The sequence below is a fragment of the Paracoccus sp. TOH genome, from assembly GCF_030388245.1.
Classification (GTDB): Bacteria; Pseudomonadota; Alphaproteobacteria; order Rhodobacterales; family Rhodobacteraceae; genus Paracoccus; species Paracoccus simplex.
Genome location: NZ_CP098360.1, coordinates 911,548 through 925,618, shown reverse-complemented (window position 1 = coordinate 925,618; position 14,071 = coordinate 911,548). Strand labels below are relative to the sequence as shown.

18 protein-coding genes and 1 riboswitch are annotated in these 14,071 nt (G+C 69.6%); of the genes, 11 read left to right on the top strand and 7 right to left on the bottom strand.

Annotated features, from left to right (window positions below; all coding sequences use genetic code 11):
• Window positions 1–55 precede the first annotated feature (55 nt).
• Window positions 56–658: an HAD family phosphatase gene (locus NBE95_RS04535; protein ID WP_289894680.1), complete on the bottom strand. Its 603-nt coding sequence runs from the start codon at window positions 656–658 to the stop codon at window positions 56–58.
• 159 nt (window positions 659–817) lie between these two features.
• Here NBE95_RS04535 and NBE95_RS04530 point away from each other — a divergent pair, with 159 nt between their 5' ends.
• The 11 genes from NBE95_RS04530 to NBE95_RS04480 all read left to right on the top strand — a co-directional run bounded on the left by NBE95_RS04530 (window position 818) and on the right by NBE95_RS04480 (window position 9,710).
• On the top strand, window positions 818–1,984 hold the full coding sequence (locus NBE95_RS04530; protein WP_289894679.1) for a nucleotide sugar dehydrogenase: 1,167 nt from the start codon (window positions 818–820) through the stop codon (window positions 1,982–1,984).
• A 75-nt stretch (window positions 1,985–2,059) separates the two neighbouring features.
• Window positions 2,060–2,164: riboswitch (TPP riboswitch) on the top strand.
• A 72-nt stretch (window positions 2,165–2,236) separates the two neighbouring features.
• Window positions 2,237–3,064 carry a bifunctional hydroxymethylpyrimidine kinase/phosphomethylpyrimidine kinase gene (thiD, locus tag NBE95_RS04525; RefSeq protein ID WP_289894678.1) on the top strand — a complete coding sequence of 276 codons (828 nt, stop codon included), beginning with the start codon at window positions 2,237–2,239 and terminating at the stop codon, window positions 3,062–3,064.
• Window positions 3,061–4,038: an FAD-dependent oxidoreductase gene (locus tag NBE95_RS04520; protein WP_289894677.1), complete on the top strand. Its 978-nt coding sequence runs from the start codon at window positions 3,061–3,063 to the stop codon at window positions 4,036–4,038. The genes thiD and NBE95_RS04520 overlap by 4 nt, the downstream gene beginning before the upstream one ends.
• Window positions 4,022–4,219: a sulfur carrier protein ThiS gene (gene thiS / locus NBE95_RS04515; protein WP_024842860.1), complete on the top strand. Its 198-nt coding sequence runs from the start codon at window positions 4,022–4,024 to the stop codon at window positions 4,217–4,219. Before NBE95_RS04520 ends, thiS begins: the two co-directional genes overlap by 17 nt.
• A 1-nt stretch (window position 4,220) precedes the next feature.
• On the top strand, window positions 4,221–4,985 hold the full coding sequence (locus NBE95_RS04510) for a thiazole synthase (protein ID WP_289894676.1): 765 nt from the start codon (window positions 4,221–4,223) through the stop codon (window positions 4,983–4,985).
• Window positions 4,982–5,578, top strand: coding sequence for a thiamine phosphate synthase (locus NBE95_RS04505; protein ID WP_289894675.1), 597 nt, complete (start codon window positions 4,982–4,984; stop codon window positions 5,576–5,578). Before NBE95_RS04510 ends, NBE95_RS04505 begins: the two co-directional genes overlap by 4 nt.
• Window positions 5,575–6,552: a HesA/MoeB/ThiF family protein gene (locus tag NBE95_RS04500; protein WP_289894674.1), complete on the top strand. Its 978-nt coding sequence runs from the start codon at window positions 5,575–5,577 to the stop codon at window positions 6,550–6,552. Before NBE95_RS04505 ends, NBE95_RS04500 begins: the two co-directional genes overlap by 4 nt.
• Window positions 6,549–7,520, top strand: coding sequence for an ABC transporter substrate-binding protein (locus tag NBE95_RS04495; protein ID WP_289894673.1), 972 nt, complete (start codon window positions 6,549–6,551; stop codon window positions 7,518–7,520). The genes NBE95_RS04500 and NBE95_RS04495 overlap by 4 nt, the downstream gene beginning before the upstream one ends.
• The gene (locus NBE95_RS04490; protein ID WP_289894672.1) at window positions 7,517–8,191 is read left to right on the top strand and encodes a TenA family protein; all 675 of its coding nucleotides are present in this window, start codon (window positions 7,517–7,519) and stop codon (window positions 8,189–8,191) included. The genes NBE95_RS04495 and NBE95_RS04490 overlap by 4 nt, the downstream gene beginning before the upstream one ends.
• Complete coding sequence (locus tag NBE95_RS04485) at window positions 8,188–8,982, top strand: ATP-binding cassette domain-containing protein (RefSeq protein ID WP_289894671.1); 795 nt, start codon at window positions 8,188–8,190, stop codon at window positions 8,980–8,982. Before NBE95_RS04490 ends, NBE95_RS04485 begins: the two co-directional genes overlap by 4 nt.
• The gene (locus NBE95_RS04480) at window positions 8,979–9,710 is read left to right on the top strand and encodes an ABC transporter permease (protein WP_289894670.1); all 732 of its coding nucleotides are present in this window, start codon (window positions 8,979–8,981) and stop codon (window positions 9,708–9,710) included. Before NBE95_RS04485 ends, NBE95_RS04480 begins: the two co-directional genes overlap by 4 nt.
• Here the strand turns inward: NBE95_RS04480 and mobA are convergent.
• From mobA to NBE95_RS04450, 6 genes are read right to left on the bottom strand one after another with little or no spacing between them, the layout of a single operon-like run.
• Entirely contained in the window at window positions 9,707–10,309 is a 603-nt protein-coding gene (mobA, locus tag NBE95_RS04475) for a molybdenum cofactor guanylyltransferase MobA (RefSeq protein ID WP_289894669.1), read from the bottom strand. The genes NBE95_RS04480 and mobA overlap by 4 nt on opposite strands.
• Window positions 10,306–10,908 carry a hypothetical protein gene (locus NBE95_RS04470; RefSeq protein WP_289894668.1) on the bottom strand — a complete coding sequence of 201 codons (603 nt, stop codon included), beginning with the start codon at window positions 10,906–10,908 and terminating at the stop codon, window positions 10,306–10,308. The genes mobA and NBE95_RS04470 overlap by 4 nt, the downstream gene beginning before the upstream one ends.
• Window positions 10,905–11,741: an ABC transporter permease gene (locus NBE95_RS04465; RefSeq protein ID WP_289894667.1), complete on the bottom strand. Its 837-nt coding sequence runs from the start codon at window positions 11,739–11,741 to the stop codon at window positions 10,905–10,907. The genes NBE95_RS04470 and NBE95_RS04465 overlap by 4 nt, the downstream gene beginning before the upstream one ends.
• The gene (locus NBE95_RS04460; RefSeq protein ID WP_289894666.1) at window positions 11,738–12,457 is read right to left on the bottom strand and encodes an ABC transporter ATP-binding protein; all 720 of its coding nucleotides are present in this window, start codon (window positions 12,455–12,457) and stop codon (window positions 11,738–11,740) included. The genes NBE95_RS04465 and NBE95_RS04460 overlap by 4 nt, the downstream gene beginning before the upstream one ends.
• 33 nt (window positions 12,458–12,490) lie before the next feature.
• The gene (locus tag NBE95_RS04455) at window positions 12,491–13,069 is read right to left on the bottom strand and encodes a hypothetical protein (protein WP_289894665.1); all 579 of its coding nucleotides are present in this window, start codon (window positions 13,067–13,069) and stop codon (window positions 12,491–12,493) included.
• 27 nt (window positions 13,070–13,096) lie between these two features.
• Complete coding sequence (locus NBE95_RS04450) at window positions 13,097–14,068, bottom strand: YVTN family beta-propeller repeat protein (protein ID WP_019352292.1); 972 nt, start codon at window positions 14,066–14,068, stop codon at window positions 13,097–13,099.
• Window positions 14,069–14,071: the final 3 nt, after the last annotated feature.

Sequence of the window (14,071 nt, the reverse complement as noted above, 5' to 3'; positions counted from 1 at the left end):
GTCCCGGCGACTTATAGGCCCCTGGCTTACAGTTCGCTGACAGCGGCCGCGGCGCCTAGAACAGCCCGCGTCGGGCCAGTTCGGCGCCCAGCGCCTCGGCGTCGGTGAAATGGATGCCGTCCATGCCCAGCGCCCGGGCGCCCTCGACATTGGCGGGGCTGTCATCGACAAAGATGCAGTCCGCCGGCAGCAGCCCGTTTCGGTCCATCAGCAACCGAAAGATCGCCGGCGCTGGCTTCAGGGCGCCGACCTGCCCCGACACCACGATATCGGCGAAAAGGCTGCCTAGGCGCGGATGCAGCTCCAGCGCATGGGGCCAGGTTTCGGCCGCCCAGTTGGTGATGGCGTAAAGCGCGACATTGCGCGCCAGCAACGCCTCGGCGATCTCCCAGCTGCCCGGGATGGTCTTCTCGATGGTCAGGGGGAATCCCGCCAGATAGCCTTCGAGATGCCGTGCCGCGTCGCCATGTTCGGCGCGGGCGGCGGCCAGCCCCGCGGCAAAACTGCGCCCGCCATCCTGCAGCCGGTTCCAGGCCGGGAAGCCGATGCGCTCCATCCAGGTCTCGGCCGCCGCCCGGTCGGTGAAGACATCGGCAAAGGCCAGGGCCGGATCCCAGTCGATCAGCACCCCGCCCAGGTCGAAGATCACATGTTTCATCGCTTGCCTTTCCTCGCCTTCGGCTCTGCTGCCGCCATCTAATCGGGAAAGGCCGCACGATCCATGACAAAGGCGCCGATCTGCCGGCCGGGCACGCACCCGCTTCTGCAGGGCCGTAACCCGTGCTAAGCCGGTCCGAAACGCAGGAAGGCGGAACAGATGACGATTGCGGTTGCCGGGCTGGGCTATGTGGGCATGTCGGTCGCCGTGCTGCTGGCGCAGCACCACCAGGTCATGGCGCTGGATGTGGACGCCGCCCGGGTGGCCCAGGTGAACGGGGGCCGCTCGCCCATCGAGGATGCCGACATCTCGGCCTGGCTGGCCGGGAAACCGCTGAAGCTGCGCGCGACCGACGACGCGGCCGAGGCGCTGGCGGGGGCGGAATTCGTCATCATCGCCACGCCGACGAATTACGATTCGCGCTCGAACCGCTTCGACACTTCCAGCGTCGAAAGCGTGATCGCACTGGCCCGCCGCCACGCGCCGCAAGCCACCATCGTCGTCAAGTCCACCGTGCCGGTGGGCTTCACCCAGCGCATGCGGGACGAGACCGGCCATGCGGGCATCCTGTTCTCGCCCGAATTCCTGCGCGAGGGGCGGGCGCTTTACGACAACCTGCATCCCTCGCGCATCGTGGTCGGCGACCACGGCCCGGCGGCGCAGCGGCTGGCCGAGCTGCTGGCCGAGGGCGCGATCCGCAAGGACATGCCGGTGCTGTTCACCGGCTCGACCGAAGCCGAGGCGATCAAGCTGTTCTCGAACACCTACCTTGCCATGCGCGTCGCCTATTTCAACGAGCTGGACAGCTATGCCGTGGCGCGCGGTCTCGACCCGCGCGAGATCATCGAGGGCGTCGGCCTCGACCCGCGCATCGGCGACCATTACAACAATCCCAGCTTCGGCTATGGCGGCTACTGCCTGCCCAAGGACACCAAGCAATTGCTGGCCAATTACGACCAGGTGCCGCAAAGCCTGATCGCGGCGGTGGTGGACAGCAACCGCACCCGCAAGGATTTCATCGCCGAGCAGATCATCGCCCGCAAGCCCCGGCTGGTCGGCGTCTATCGGCTGGTGATGAAGGCGGGTTCCGACAATTACCGCGACAGCTCGATCCAGGGCATCATGAAGCGGATCAAGGCCAGGGGCATCCCCTGCATCGTCTACGAACCCGTGCTGACCGGCGAGGATTTCTTCAACAGCCCGGTGGTGCGCGACCTGGACGCCTTCAAGGCCCGGGCCGACCTGATCATCGCCAACCGCCAGTCGCCCGAGCTGGCCGACGTGCGGGACAAGGTTTACACCCGCGACCTGTTCGGCCGCGACTGACCCGCCGACTGGAACCGGCCGACCGGAACCGGCCCTTGCAAAGCCGGCGGCCAAGGCCTAGTGTCCCGCGCACGACTTATACACTTGGGGAGTCCCGCGACGGGGCTGAGAGGTGCCGGGCACCGACCCATCGAACCTGATCCGGGTCATGCCGGCGGAGGGAAGGGTAGAGTGTCGCGGCAGAACCCGTGCATCGGCCGCCACCCGTCCCCTTTCCCGACGCCCGGCAGCCCGGCGCATGAAAGGCGGGCCATGTCGGGATTGCAGCCCTATCCCATCGCGCTGACCATCGCCGGCTCGGACAGCGGCGGCGGCGCCGGAATCCAGGCCGACCTGAAAAGCTTCTCGGCCCTCGGCGTCTATGGCGCCTCTGTGATCACAGCGATCACCGCGCAGAACACCCGCACCGTCGCGGCGGTCGAGGCGGTCAGCCCCGCCATGGTCGCGGCGCAGATCGACGCGGTTTTCGGCGATCTCGAGGTGCGCGCCGTCAAGATCGGCATGGTCGGCGGCGCGGATGTGATCACAGTCGTCGCCGACCGGCTGGCGGCGCTGCTGGCCGACAACCCGGTGCCGGTGGTGCTGGACCCGGTGATGGTGGCGAAATCCGGCGACGCGCTCTTGGCCGAGGCAGCGGTCGCGGCGCTGCGCGAGCAGCTGATCCCGCTGGCGACGGTGCTGACCCCGAACCTGCCCGAGGCGGCGCAGCTTCTGGGGCGCGATCCCGCCGCGACGCCCGAAGCGATGCGCCGGCAGGGCGAGGCGCTCCGCGCCCTCGGTGCGGCCCATGTGCTGATGAAGGGCGGCCACGCGACCGAGGATACCTGCACCGACCTGCTGGTCGGGCCGCAGCCGCTGGTCCTGACCGCGCCGCGCCAGCAGACCCACAACACCCACGGCACCGGCTGCTCGCTGTCCTCGGCCATCGCGGCGGGGCTGGCGCAGGGCATGACGGTGCCCGATGCCGTGACCCGCGCTCATGGCTGGCTGCAAGGCGCCATCGCCGCCGCCGATGAGCTGTCGGTGGGGCTGGGCCATGGCCCGGTGCATCATTTCCACGCGCTCTGGAGACGGACATGACTGCGATCACCATTCTGGGCGCCGGGGTGATGGGGCTGTGTATCGCCACCGAACTGGCGGCGCGCGGCACCCTGCCCCGGATCATCGACCCGGCCGGCAAACCCGGCTCGCAGGCCTGCAGCTGGCGCGCCGGCGGCATGCTGGCGCCCTATTGCGAGGCCGAAAGCGCCGAACCGGTGGTGCTGCGGCTCGGCCTCGACGCCGCCGATTGGTGGCAGGCGCAGGGCGCCGAGGTCATCCGCCGCGGCACGCTGGTGCTGGCGCCGTCGCGCGATCGGGCGGAACTCGACCGCTTCGCCCGCCTGACCCAGACGCATCGGCCGGTGAGCGGCGACGACATCGCGACGCTCGAGCCGGAACTGGCCGGCCGCTTCCCGCGCGGGCTGCATTTCGCCACCGAGGCGCATCTGAACCCGCGCGCCGCGCTGCTGGCCCTGCGCGACCGGCTCGAGGCGCAGGGCATCCGCATCGAAACCGAGGGCACGCCCGCCGGCATGGTGGTCGATGCCCGCGGCCTGGCCGCCCGCGACCAGCTTCCCGACCTGCGCGGCGTGCGCGGCGAGATGCTGGTGATCCGCTGCCCCGAGGTGACGCTGACCCGCACCATCCGCCTGCTGCATCCGCGCATCCCCCTATATCTTGTTCCGCGAGGGGATGGCGTCTACATGATCGGCGCCACCATGCTGGAGACGGGCGGCAAGTATCGCGTCACCGCCCGCTCGGCGGTCGAGATGCTCTCTGCCGCCTATGCCCTGCATCCCGGCTTTGCCGAGGCCGAGATCCTGGAGCTCGGCTCGGATGCGCGACCGGCCTTTCCCGACAACCTGCCCCGCCTGCGCCGGCGCGGCGACACGCTTTACGCAAACGGCCTTTACCGCCACGGCTATCTTCTGGCCCCCGCCGTGGCCCGCATGGCCGCCGACTACCTTATCGAGGGCCGGAAACCGGAGTTCATGGATGAAGATCACCCTTAACGGAGCGGCGCGCGACCTGACCGGCCCGACCGTGCAGGACGCGCTGGCCGAGATCGGTCTGGGCGCGGCCAAGGTGGCGACGGCGCTGAACGGCGCCTTCCTGCCCGCCGCCGCCCGGCCCGCAACCACGCTGAAGGATGGCGACGCGCTGGAAGTCGTGGCGCCGATGCAGGGGGGCTGAAATGCCGGTCTTTTACGGAACCGAAGTCGCAAGCCCGCTGATGCTGGGCACGGCGCAATACCCGTCGCCCGCCATCATGGCGCAAGCGTTCCGCGCCTCGGGCGCCGGCATCGCCACGGTCAGCCTGCGGCGCGAAGGCGGCGCCGGGCAGGATTTCCACCGGCTGATCAAGGAGCTGGGCATCCCCGTCCTGCCCAATACCGCCGGCTGCCATTCGGTGCGCGAGGCGGTGACGACCGCGCAGATGGCGCGCGAGCTGTTCGGGACGCCCTGGATCAAGCTGGAAGTCATCCGCGACGACGACACGCTCTGTCCCGACGTGATGGCGCTGGTCGAGGCGGCGCGGCTGCTGTCCGAAGACGGCTTCCAGGTCTTTCCCTATTGCACCGAGGACCTGTCGGTCTGCGGCCGGCTGCTGGATGCGGGCTGCGCGGTGCTGATGCCCTGGGGCGCGCCCATCGGCTCGGGCCGGGGGCTGAACAACCCCTATGGCCTCCGCAGCCTCAGGGCGCATTTCCCCGATGTGCCGCTGGTGGTGGATGCCGGCATCGGCCTGCCCAGCCACGCGGCGCAGGCGATGGAGCTGGGCTATGACGCGGTGCTGCTGAACACCGCCGTCGCCAAGGCCGGCGATCCGGTGGCGATGGCCCGGGCCATGGCCCTGGCGATCGAGGCCGGGCAACTGGCGCATGGCGCCAACCCGATCGAGGCCCGCGACATGGCCGCGCCCTCGACCCCCCTTTTCGGCATGGCGGTGCTGGGATGAGATTGCCGCGCTTTTACCCGATCTTCGACAGCAGCGACTGGCTGCACCGCGCCCTGCCGCTGGGCGTGAAGCTGGTGCAGATCCGCATCAAGGATCAGCCGCCGGCCCGGCTTCTGGGCGAGCTGGCGCTGTGCCAGGAACTGTGCCGCGAACACGGCGCCACGCTGGTCGTCAACGACCACTGGCAGGCCGCCATCGACCTGGGCTGCGACTTCATCCATCTGGGGCAGGAGGATCTGGACACGGCCGACCTGCCGGCGATCCGCCGGGCGGGGCTGCGGCTGGGCGTCTCGACCCACGACCATGCCGAGCTGGACCGGGCGCTGGCGCTGAAGCCGGATTACATCGCGCTGGGGCCGGTCTGGCCGACGATCCTGAAGAAGATGAAATGGGAACAGCAGGGGCTGGACCGGGTGCGCGAATGGCGCAAGCTGGTCGGCGCGACGCCCCTGGTCGCCATCGGCGGCGTCACCCCCGAGCGCGCCCGCGAAGCCTTCGCCGCCGGCGCCGATCTGGCCTCGGCGGTGACCGACATCACGCTCAACCCCGACCCCGAGGGCCGGATTCGCGAATGGCTGCGGGTGGTGGCATGAACCGCTATGTCCGGCAGATGGTCCTGCCCGAGATCGGCGCCGAGGGGCAGGAACGCATCGGTGCCGCCCATGCGCTGATCGTCGGCGCCGGTGGGCTGGGCGTGCCGGTGCTGCAATACCTGGCAGGCAGCGGCATCGGCCGCATCACCCTGGTCGATCCCGACACGGTCGAGGAAACCAACCTGCACCGCCAGCCGCTTTACCGCATGAAGGATGTCGGCCTGCCCAAGGTCCGCGCCGCCGCGCAGGCCGTGGCCCGGCTGAACCCTGCGGTGGAGATCGAGGCGCTGGCCGACCGCCTGACCCCCCTGAACGCGCCGGCGCTGGCGGCGGCGGCGGATGTGGTTCTGGATTGCGCCGACAGCTACGCCGCCAGCTATACGCTTTCGGATGCCTGCCTGGCGGCGGGCAAGCCGCTGGTCTCGGCCTCGGCGCTGGGGCTTGCGGGCTATGTCGGCGGCTTCTGCGGTGACAGGCGGCGCGGGGGCGCCCCCAGCCTGCGCGCGCTGTTCCCCGACCCGCCCGACAGCGGCCAGACCTGCGCCACCGCCGGCGTGCTGGGCCCGGTGGTGGGGATGCTCGGTTGCATCCAGGCGCAGATGGCGCTGCGGCTGCTTCTGGGCACCACCCCCTCGCCGCTGGGCGAGTTCATCCGCTTCGACAATGGCCGCTTCACCCAGTTCCGCTTCGACGCCGCGCCCGAGGCGACCGGCCCGCGCTTCATCGCCCGCGACGAGATCGGCGCGGCCGATCTGGTCATCGACCTGCGCCCCGAGGACGAGGCGCCGCGCAAGGCCACGCCGCAGGCGCTGCGCATCCCCGGCTACGGCGCCACCGGCCCCCTGCCCGAACCCGGCCAGCGCGTGGTGCTGGCCTGCCGTTCCGGCCTGCGCTCCTGGCGTGCCGCCGACGCGCTTTCCCGCCGCTGGGACGGCGAGATCACCCTTCTAGCCCTTGGAGACGACGACCGATGAAACATCTGACCCTTGCCGCCGCCTTCGCCCTGCTGGCCCAGCCCGCCCTGGCCCAGGACAAGGTCACGCTGATCCTGGACTGGTTCGTGAACCCCGACCATGCCCCGATCATCGTCGCCCAGGAAAAGGGCTTCTTCAAGGACGAGGGGCTGGAGGTCGAGGTCGTCGCCCCCGCCGATCCCTCGGACCCGCCGAAACTGGTCGCCGCCGGCAAGGCCGATTACGCCATCAGCTACCAGCCGCAACTGCATCTGCAGGTGCATGAGGGCCTGCCGCTGAAGCGCGTCGGCACGCTGGTCGCGACGCCGCTGAACTGCCTGATGGTCAAGGCCGACGGCCCGGTGCAAGAGATCGCCGACCTCAAGGGCAAGAAGATCGGCTATTCCGTCTCGGGCGTCGAAGAGGCGCTGGTCGGCCAGATCCTCGGGACCGCCGGCCTGACCATGGACGATGTCGAGATGATCAACGTGAACTGGTCGCTTTCGCCGGCACTGATCGCCGGCCAGGTCGATGCCACCATCGGCGCCTATCGCAATTTCGAGCTGACGCAGATGCGGCTGGAAGGGGCCGAGGGCAAATGCTTCTTCGTCGAGGAACAGGGCGTGCCGACCTATGACGAGCTCATCTTCATCGCCAACCCGGCCAATCTGGACCTGGACCGCACCCGCCGGCTGCTGCATGCGGTCGAACGCGGCGCGCAATACATGGTCAACCATCCCGAGGAATCCTGGGCGCTGTTCTCGGCCACCGCGCCCGACCTGAAGGACGAGCTGAACGCCGAGGCCTGGAAGGAGACCCTGCCGCGCTTCTCGCAATCGCCGGCGGCGCTCGACCAGGGCCGCTATGCCCGGTTCGAGCAATTCCTGCATGACGCCGGGCTGATCGACAGCGTGCTGCCGGTCTCGGATCTGGCGCTGGACGTGGGAGCGGCGGACATGGGAGCGGCGGACATGGGAGCGGCGGAATGAGCGACTATGGCCACGCCTTCGCGGTTTGGCGGGCGGCGGCCCAGCCCGACTGGGACGCCTATACCCGCCACGCCTTCGTCGAGGGTCTGCGCGACGGTACGCTGCCGCAATCCGGCTTCCTGACCTATCTGGTGCAGGATTACCTGTTCCTGCAGAACTTCTCGCGCGCCTGGGCGCTCGCGGTGGTCAAGGCCGGCGATCTCGACGAGATGCGGGCCTGTTCCGCCACCGTCCACACGCTTCTGGATCACGAGATGGGCCTGCATGTGCAGACCTGCGCCCGCGCCGGCATGGGCCCCGAGGTGCTGGCCAATGCGCAAGAGGCGATCACCAACATCGCCTATACCCGCTATGTGCTCGAATCCGGCTATTCCGGCGATTTCCTCGACCTGCTGGCGGCGCTGATGCCCTGCGTGCTGGGCTATGGCGAGATCGGGCTGCGGCTGGCGGCCGAGGCGGCGCCGGACACGCCCTATCGCGAATGGATCGACACCTATGCCGGTGCCGAATACCAGGCCGCCTGCGTCTCGGCCGGGGCGCTTCTGGACAGCGCCATCCGCAAGCGGCTGGGTGCGACCCCCGAGGAAAGCCCCCGCTGGGCCGCGCTGTCGGATCGTTTCGCCACCGCCACCCGGCTCGAGGTCGCCTTCTGGGAACTGGGCGGCACATGACCGCCGCCGCGGCCTCGGTCCGCGGCCGCGCCTGGGTCGGCGGGGCGCCGCTTTTCGCCCCGGTCGACCTGCGGCTGGACGGCGCGGGCTGGACCTGCCTGCTGGGCCCTTCGGGTGTCGGAAAATCCACCATCCTGCGGCTGATCGCCGGGCTGGAGACCGGCGCCCGCTTCCAGGGCGAAGTGACGCGCGACCAGCCCGTGGCGCTGATGGCGCAGGATCCCGGCCTGATCCCCTGGCTGGACGTGACCGGCAATGTCACCCTGGGCGCGCGGCTGCGCGGCACGTTGCGGGCGTCTTCGTTGCCGCAATACCCCGGGGGACGCCGCGGCAGCCCCGTCGATGGGACGCCGCGGCGCGGGACGGAGCCCCCGGCCGACCCCGCCGCCCGCGCCGCGGCGCTGATCGCGGCCGTGGGCCTGGCCGACCGCGCCCATCACCTGCCCGCCAACCTGTCCGGCGGCCAGCGCCAGCGCGCCGCCCTGGCCCGCACCCTGTTCGAGGACCGGCCGCTGGTGCTGCTCGACGAGCCGTTCTCGGCGCTCGACGCCCGCACCCGGGCGCAGATGCAGGATCTGGCGGCAAGGCTGCTGGAAGGCCGCACGGTGCTGCTGGTCACCCACGACCCGGCCGAGGCGGCGCGGCTGGGCGACCGCATCCTGCTGCTGCGCGAACAGGGGCTGAGCGAATGGCCGGTCCCGATACCGCGCCCGCAAGCCGCCGCCCGCCCCTATGACGCGCCCGAAGTCCTGGCGCTGCAGGCCGAGCTGATGCGGGGGATGATGGCATGAGGACCGTTGCCGCGCTGATCCTGACCGTGCTGGCGCTTTGGCAGGGCGTGATCTGGCTAGCGGACATGCCGCCCTTTCTGCTGCCCTCGCCCGCCGCGGTGGCGGAATCGCTGTGGCTGAACCGGGCCGAGATCGCCCGCCATGCCGGCTTCACCCTGGCCGAGGTGGTGCTGGGCTTCGCGCTCGGCTCGGCCCTCGGCGCGGGCCTGGCGGTGGCGATGGGGTTTTCGCAGAAGCTGACCGGCGTCTTGCGGCCGATCCTGACCTTCAGCCAGACCATCCCGGTCTTCGCCCTGGCGCCGATCCTGACGCTGTGGCTGGGCTTCGGCATGGCGCCCAAGATCGCCATGACGGTGTTGATCGTGTTCTTCCCGGTGGCCAGCGCCTTTCTGGACGGGTTGATGCGCACGCCGCAGGCGGCGCTGGACCTGGCCCGGATCATGGGCGCCGGCCGCATCCGCATCATGCGCCACCTGCGCATCCCGGCAGCGCTGCCGGGCCTCGCCACCGGGCTGCGGCTGGCGGCGGTCTATGCGCCGATCGGCGCGGTGATCGGCGAATGGGTCGGCGGCGCCCGCGGCCTGGGCGCGCTGATGATCCATGCCAATGGCCGGATGAAGACCGACCTGGTCTTCGCCGCGCTGCTGGTGCTGTCGGTGATGACGGTGATCTTTGCCCGGGCGGTCGCGATGGCCCTGCACCGGCTGCTGCGCCGCTACGGCGTCTAGGCCAGCCGGGCGGCGCGGGCCAGATCCTCGGGCGTGTTCAGGTTCAGGAACGGGTCCACCGGCCGGCTGTCGAAGACCGCCCGGCCCGGATCATAGGCGGCGGCGAACTGGCCGATGCGGTGCAGGCCGGATTCCAGCGCCGCCCGCAACGCGCCGGCCAGCGCCACCGGCCACAGCCCGCAGGTCGGATGGTCGCGCAGCCGCCCGCTTTCGTCGGGGCTGGCGGCGATGGCAAGGCCGCTGCGGCCCCTGGCCTCGCGCAGCCGGTGCACCAGATCCTCGGGCAGGAAGGGCGTGTCGACGCTGACGCTGACCACGCTTTCGGCGCCCGCGGCCGCCGCCCAGTCCATGCCGGCCAGCACGCCGGCCAGCGGCCCGGCAAAGCCCGCGAAACCGTCTGCGATCACCGGCAGGCCATAGGCGGCGAACTGTTCCGGGTCGCCATTGGCGTTGATCGCCAGCGCGCCGCATTGCGGGCCGATGCGCGCGATCACCCGCGCCAGCAGGGTCTCGCCCGCCAGCATCCGCAGCGCCTTGTTGCCGCCGCCCATGCGGGTGGACAGCCCCCCGGCCAGGATCACGGCGGGCGGCAGGGTCATTGCAGCCCCGCGGCGATGGCGCGGGCCAGGGCAAAGACCCGCTGCTCCAGGATCACCGGCGTCTCGCAGACATAGGTCAGCGCCTGCTGGCGGTCCTGGAAAATGCGGGTATCCCAGTCGAGCTGCTGTTCCTCGGCGTCGATGGCATCGAAATCGGGCTTCTCGGCCTTCTGCATCGTCTCCATCTTGTCGCGGTGACCCTGGATGCGCTTTGCCAGATCCACCTGCTTGTTGCCATAGCGCGCGATCCCCGCGATCAGCGCGGCGCGATGCGGGTCGATCCGGTCGAAGATCGCCACCATCAGCGCGGTCAACTGCCGGTTGTCGGCGCTCTTGGCGAATTCGGCGATCTCGGCCTCGGCCTCGGCCAGCGGCAGGCGGCGCTGTTCCAGCCGGTCGGCCAGCGCCGCGATCTCGGGCGTGCGGGCCAGTTCGCGCGCGGCCTCGTCCGGCTCGGGCCCGGACCACATCTGGCCCAGCGACAGATGCGGCTGCTTGCGCTGCACGCAGGGCCAGTCGGGATCGGTGCCGCTTTCCGCCCGCGCCGCCGTCGCCGTCGCCGTCACGGCAAGGCAAAGCGCCAGAACCAGGTATCTCATGCTCCCCCCTTTCGCCGGGCCCAGAGCCCCTTGGCCGGATCATACATGAATACGGCCCCCGCAAAGAACAGGATCAGGCAACCCGACACCACCGAAAAGGACAGAAGATCGAAGCGTCCGTAAAGGGCAAATCGGATCAACTCAACCGCATGGGTGAAGGGATTGGCCGCGCAGATGTCGTGCAGCAGCGTCGAGCTTTCGTTCATCCGCCACAGCGGGTAAAGCGCCGTCGAGGCGAAGAACATCGGGAAGATCACGAAATTCATCACCCCGGCGAAATTCTCCAGCTGCCGGATGGCCGAAGACAGGAACAGCCCCATCGCCCCCAGCATCAGCCCCGAAAGCAGCAGCGCCGGCAGCACGGCCAGATAGCCGATGGGCGGCGGCTCGACATCCCAGAACCAGGCGATGGCCAGGAAGGTATAGACCTGGATGATCGAGACGATCACCCCCGCCACCAGCTTGCTGGCCAAAAGGAACCAGCGCGGAAACGGGCTGACCAGCAGGGTGCGCATCGCCCCGGTCTCGCGGTCGTAGACCATCGACAGCGACGACTGCATGCCGTTGAACAGCTGGATCATCGCGCAAAGGCCGGGGGTCACATAGACCTCGTAAAGCACATAGGTCTGGTAGGGCGGCGTGATCGACAGGCCCAGCACCGCCCGGAACCCGGCGGCGAAGATGAAAAGCCAGACCAGCGGCCGGACCAGCGCCGCCAGGAAACGGCCGCGCTGGTTGACGAAGCGCAGGGTCTCGCGCCGGGCGATGCCCAGGAAGGCGGTCAGCCACATGCGCGGCGTCAGGCGGGGCCCGGTGGGATCAGGCGCGCTCATGCCTGCTCTCCGGTCAGGCGCAGGAAAGCGGCGGTCAGGTCGTCGCCGCCGATGGCGCCGGCAGGGCCGCTGGCCAGCACCTGGCCCTTGTGCAGGATCACCAGCCCGTCCTCGGGGCGGATCTCGTCCAGGATATGCGTGGCCCAAAGCGCCGAGACCCCGCCGCGCGTCAGCGCGCGGGTCAGCGCCACCACCTCGGCGCGGGATTTCACGTCAAGGCCGACGGTCGGCTCGTCCAGAAGCAGGATCTCGGGGCGGTGGATCAGGGCGCGGGCGATCTCGGCCCGGCGGCTCTGGCCGCCCGACAGCGCCGAGACCCGCGCGTCCAGCCGGTCCGACAGGCCGACCTGAGCCAGCACCTCGGCGGCGCGGGCCCGGGCCTCGCGCCGGGGAATGCCGTGCAGCGCGGCGTGATAGTCCAGGTTCTGCGCCACGGTCAGGTCGGCATCCAGCGCCCGGGACTGGAACACCACCCCCAGCCGCGCCAGCGCCGCGCCCGGCTCGCGCCGCAGGTCGTGGCCGGCGACCTCGATCCGGCCCGAGGTGTTGTCGTAAAGCCGGGTGATCAGCGAAAACAGCGTGGTCTTGCCGGCGCCGTTCACGCCCAGAAGCGCGGTAAAGCCGCCGCGCGGCACGGCCAGCGACACGTCCTTCAGCGCGGCGACGCGGCCGAAGCTGTGGCTGACATTCTGGATGGAAAGCGCGTCCTGCGGCATCTGGCAGGGCGGAGCCGACTCCGCCCCCCTTTCTTACTGGATGTTGAACACGGCCTGCTGGGTTTCCCCGTGCGAGCCGGGGATCGACAGCGTGTAACGGCCCGGAACGATGGCGACGAAGCTGATCGTCGCGGTGCCGGCATCGTCGAATTCCAGCGAATGCACGCCCATCGGCCGGATCTCGATATCGTTGATCACCACCTCATTGATCCAGATGGCGCGGAAGAAGTCGCCACCCGACAGCGCCAGCTCCTGGCTGCCGTCCGCATTGATGTCGATGCGGTAGAAGCCGCCGGATTTCAGCTTGTATTCCGCCGTCGCCACCGGCTTGCCCGAGGCCAGCGTCAGCGGCGCCAGCTGGGTGCGGTTGTCGCGCGCCAGCATCCCCGAGAAGCCGTAGTCGAACTTGGCGCCGGCCTCGTGCACGCCTGCATCGGTGGCGGTCCCGCCCCCCTCCTCTTCCTCGCCTTCCTCGTCGCCATCGGCCTCGGCCGGGGCGTCAGCCGGCGCCTCGGCGGCGGTCTCGGGCTTGGGTTCGGGTTTCTGCTCCTGCGCGGCGGCGGGTGCGGCAAGGCCTGCGATGATCAGCAGGACGGTCAGCAAACGGGCCATGTGGTTCTCTCCTCCCTCTGGATGCGGTCAGTTCGGCGCGACGACGACGCCCCAGGGCTGCTGGCCCACGGGGACGGATTTGACGACCTTGTTCGCGGCCACGTCGATCACCGAGACATCGTTGGAATTGCCGTTGGTGGTGAACAGGTATTTCTCGTCCGGGGTGAAGGCCATCTGCCAGACGCGCTGGCCGACCAGCAGGTAGTCCTCGACCTCGTCGGTCTCGCCATTGATCACCGCGACGCGGTTCGCCGGGCCCAGCGCGACGAAGACCTTCTTGCCGTCCTTGGTCACCCGCACGCCGACCGGCTGGATCGCCTCGGGCAGGACGCCGGGGATCTCGAAGCTGATCTTCCTGGTGATCTGCTGGCTCGCCGGGTCGATGACGCTGACCGTGCCGCCGATTTCCGAGCTGACATAGAGCTTGGTCCCGGCATCGTTGTATTGCGCGAAGCGCGGGCGGGAATCGACCAGCACATTGGCGAAGATCTCGAAGCTCTCGCTGTCGATGAAATGCGCCATGTTGGTGGTTTCCGACGTGTTGATCACCACCTTGCCGTCGGGGCTGACGCCCATGCCTTCGGGTTCGACGCCGACCGGGATTTCGGCCAGCATCTTGTGGGTCTGGGTGTCGACCACGGTGACCAGGTTGTCGTCCTCGTTGGCGATATAGAGCGGGTTGCCCGAGGGGTGCAGCACGAACAGCTCGGGGTCGGGGCCCGAGGGCAGGGTGTGGGTTTCCTCCATGGTCTCGGGGTTGAACACCCGCACCAGATCGTCATCCGAGGCGCAGACGTAAAGCTCTTTCCCGTCGGGGCTGATGGTGATGCCGCGCGGGCGGGCGCCGACCGGATAGGTGCCGATCACCTCCAGCGTCTCGCTGTCGAGCACGGTGACGTCATTGCCCTTTTCGTTGCTGACGAAGACCCGGTTGGCGGCGGCCGGCAGCGCGAAACCCAGGCACAGGGCCGAGGTCAGGACGGCGGTTGCAGCTTTCATCGT

Bases quoted from the DNA above. Each gene is read 5' to 3' on its own strand.
- NBE95_RS04535 (WP_289894680.1), bottom strand. From the start codon at position 658: ATGAAACATGTGATCTTCGACCTGGGCGGGGTGCTGATCGACTGGGAT.
- NBE95_RS04530 (WP_289894679.1), top strand. From the start codon at position 818: ATGACGATTGCGGTTGCCGGGCTGGGCTATGTGGGCATGTCGGTCGCC.
- thiD (WP_289894678.1), top strand. From the start codon at position 2,237: ATGTCGGGATTGCAGCCCTATCCCATCGCGCTGACCATCGCCGGCTCG.
- NBE95_RS04520 (WP_289894677.1), top strand. From the start codon at position 3,061: ATGACTGCGATCACCATTCTGGGCGCCGGGGTGATGGGGCTGTGTATC.
- thiS (WP_024842860.1), top strand. From the start codon at position 4,022: ATGAAGATCACCCTTAACGGAGCGGCGCGCGACCTGACCGGCCCGACC.
- NBE95_RS04510 (WP_289894676.1), top strand. From the start codon at position 4,221: ATGCCGGTCTTTTACGGAACCGAAGTCGCAAGCCCGCTGATGCTGGGC.
- NBE95_RS04505 (WP_289894675.1), top strand. From the start codon at position 4,982: ATGAGATTGCCGCGCTTTTACCCGATCTTCGACAGCAGCGACTGGCTG.
- NBE95_RS04500 (WP_289894674.1), top strand. From the start codon at position 5,575: ATGAACCGCTATGTCCGGCAGATGGTCCTGCCCGAGATCGGCGCCGAG.
- NBE95_RS04495 (WP_289894673.1), top strand. From the start codon at position 6,549: ATGAAACATCTGACCCTTGCCGCCGCCTTCGCCCTGCTGGCCCAGCCC.
- NBE95_RS04490 (WP_289894672.1), top strand. From the start codon at position 7,517: ATGAGCGACTATGGCCACGCCTTCGCGGTTTGGCGGGCGGCGGCCCAG.
- NBE95_RS04485 (WP_289894671.1), top strand. From the start codon at position 8,188: ATGACCGCCGCCGCGGCCTCGGTCCGCGGCCGCGCCTGGGTCGGCGGG.
- NBE95_RS04480 (WP_289894670.1), top strand. From the start codon at position 8,979: ATGAGGACCGTTGCCGCGCTGATCCTGACCGTGCTGGCGCTTTGGCAG.
- mobA (WP_289894669.1), bottom strand. From the start codon at position 10,309: ATGACCCTGCCGCCCGCCGTGATCCTGGCCGGGGGGCTGTCCACCCGC.
- NBE95_RS04470 (WP_289894668.1), bottom strand. From the start codon at position 10,908: ATGAGATACCTGGTTCTGGCGCTTTGCCTTGCCGTGACGGCGACGGCG.
- NBE95_RS04465 (WP_289894667.1), bottom strand. From the start codon at position 11,741: ATGAGCGCGCCTGATCCCACCGGGCCCCGCCTGACGCCGCGCATGTGG.
- NBE95_RS04460 (WP_289894666.1), bottom strand. From the start codon at position 12,457: ATGCCGCAGGACGCGCTTTCCATCCAGAATGTCAGCCACAGCTTCGGC.
- NBE95_RS04455 (WP_289894665.1), bottom strand. From the start codon at position 13,069: ATGGCCCGTTTGCTGACCGTCCTGCTGATCATCGCAGGCCTTGCCGCA.
- NBE95_RS04450 (WP_019352292.1), bottom strand. From the start codon at position 14,068: ATGAAAGCTGCAACCGCCGTCCTGACCTCGGCCCTGTGCCTGGGTTTC.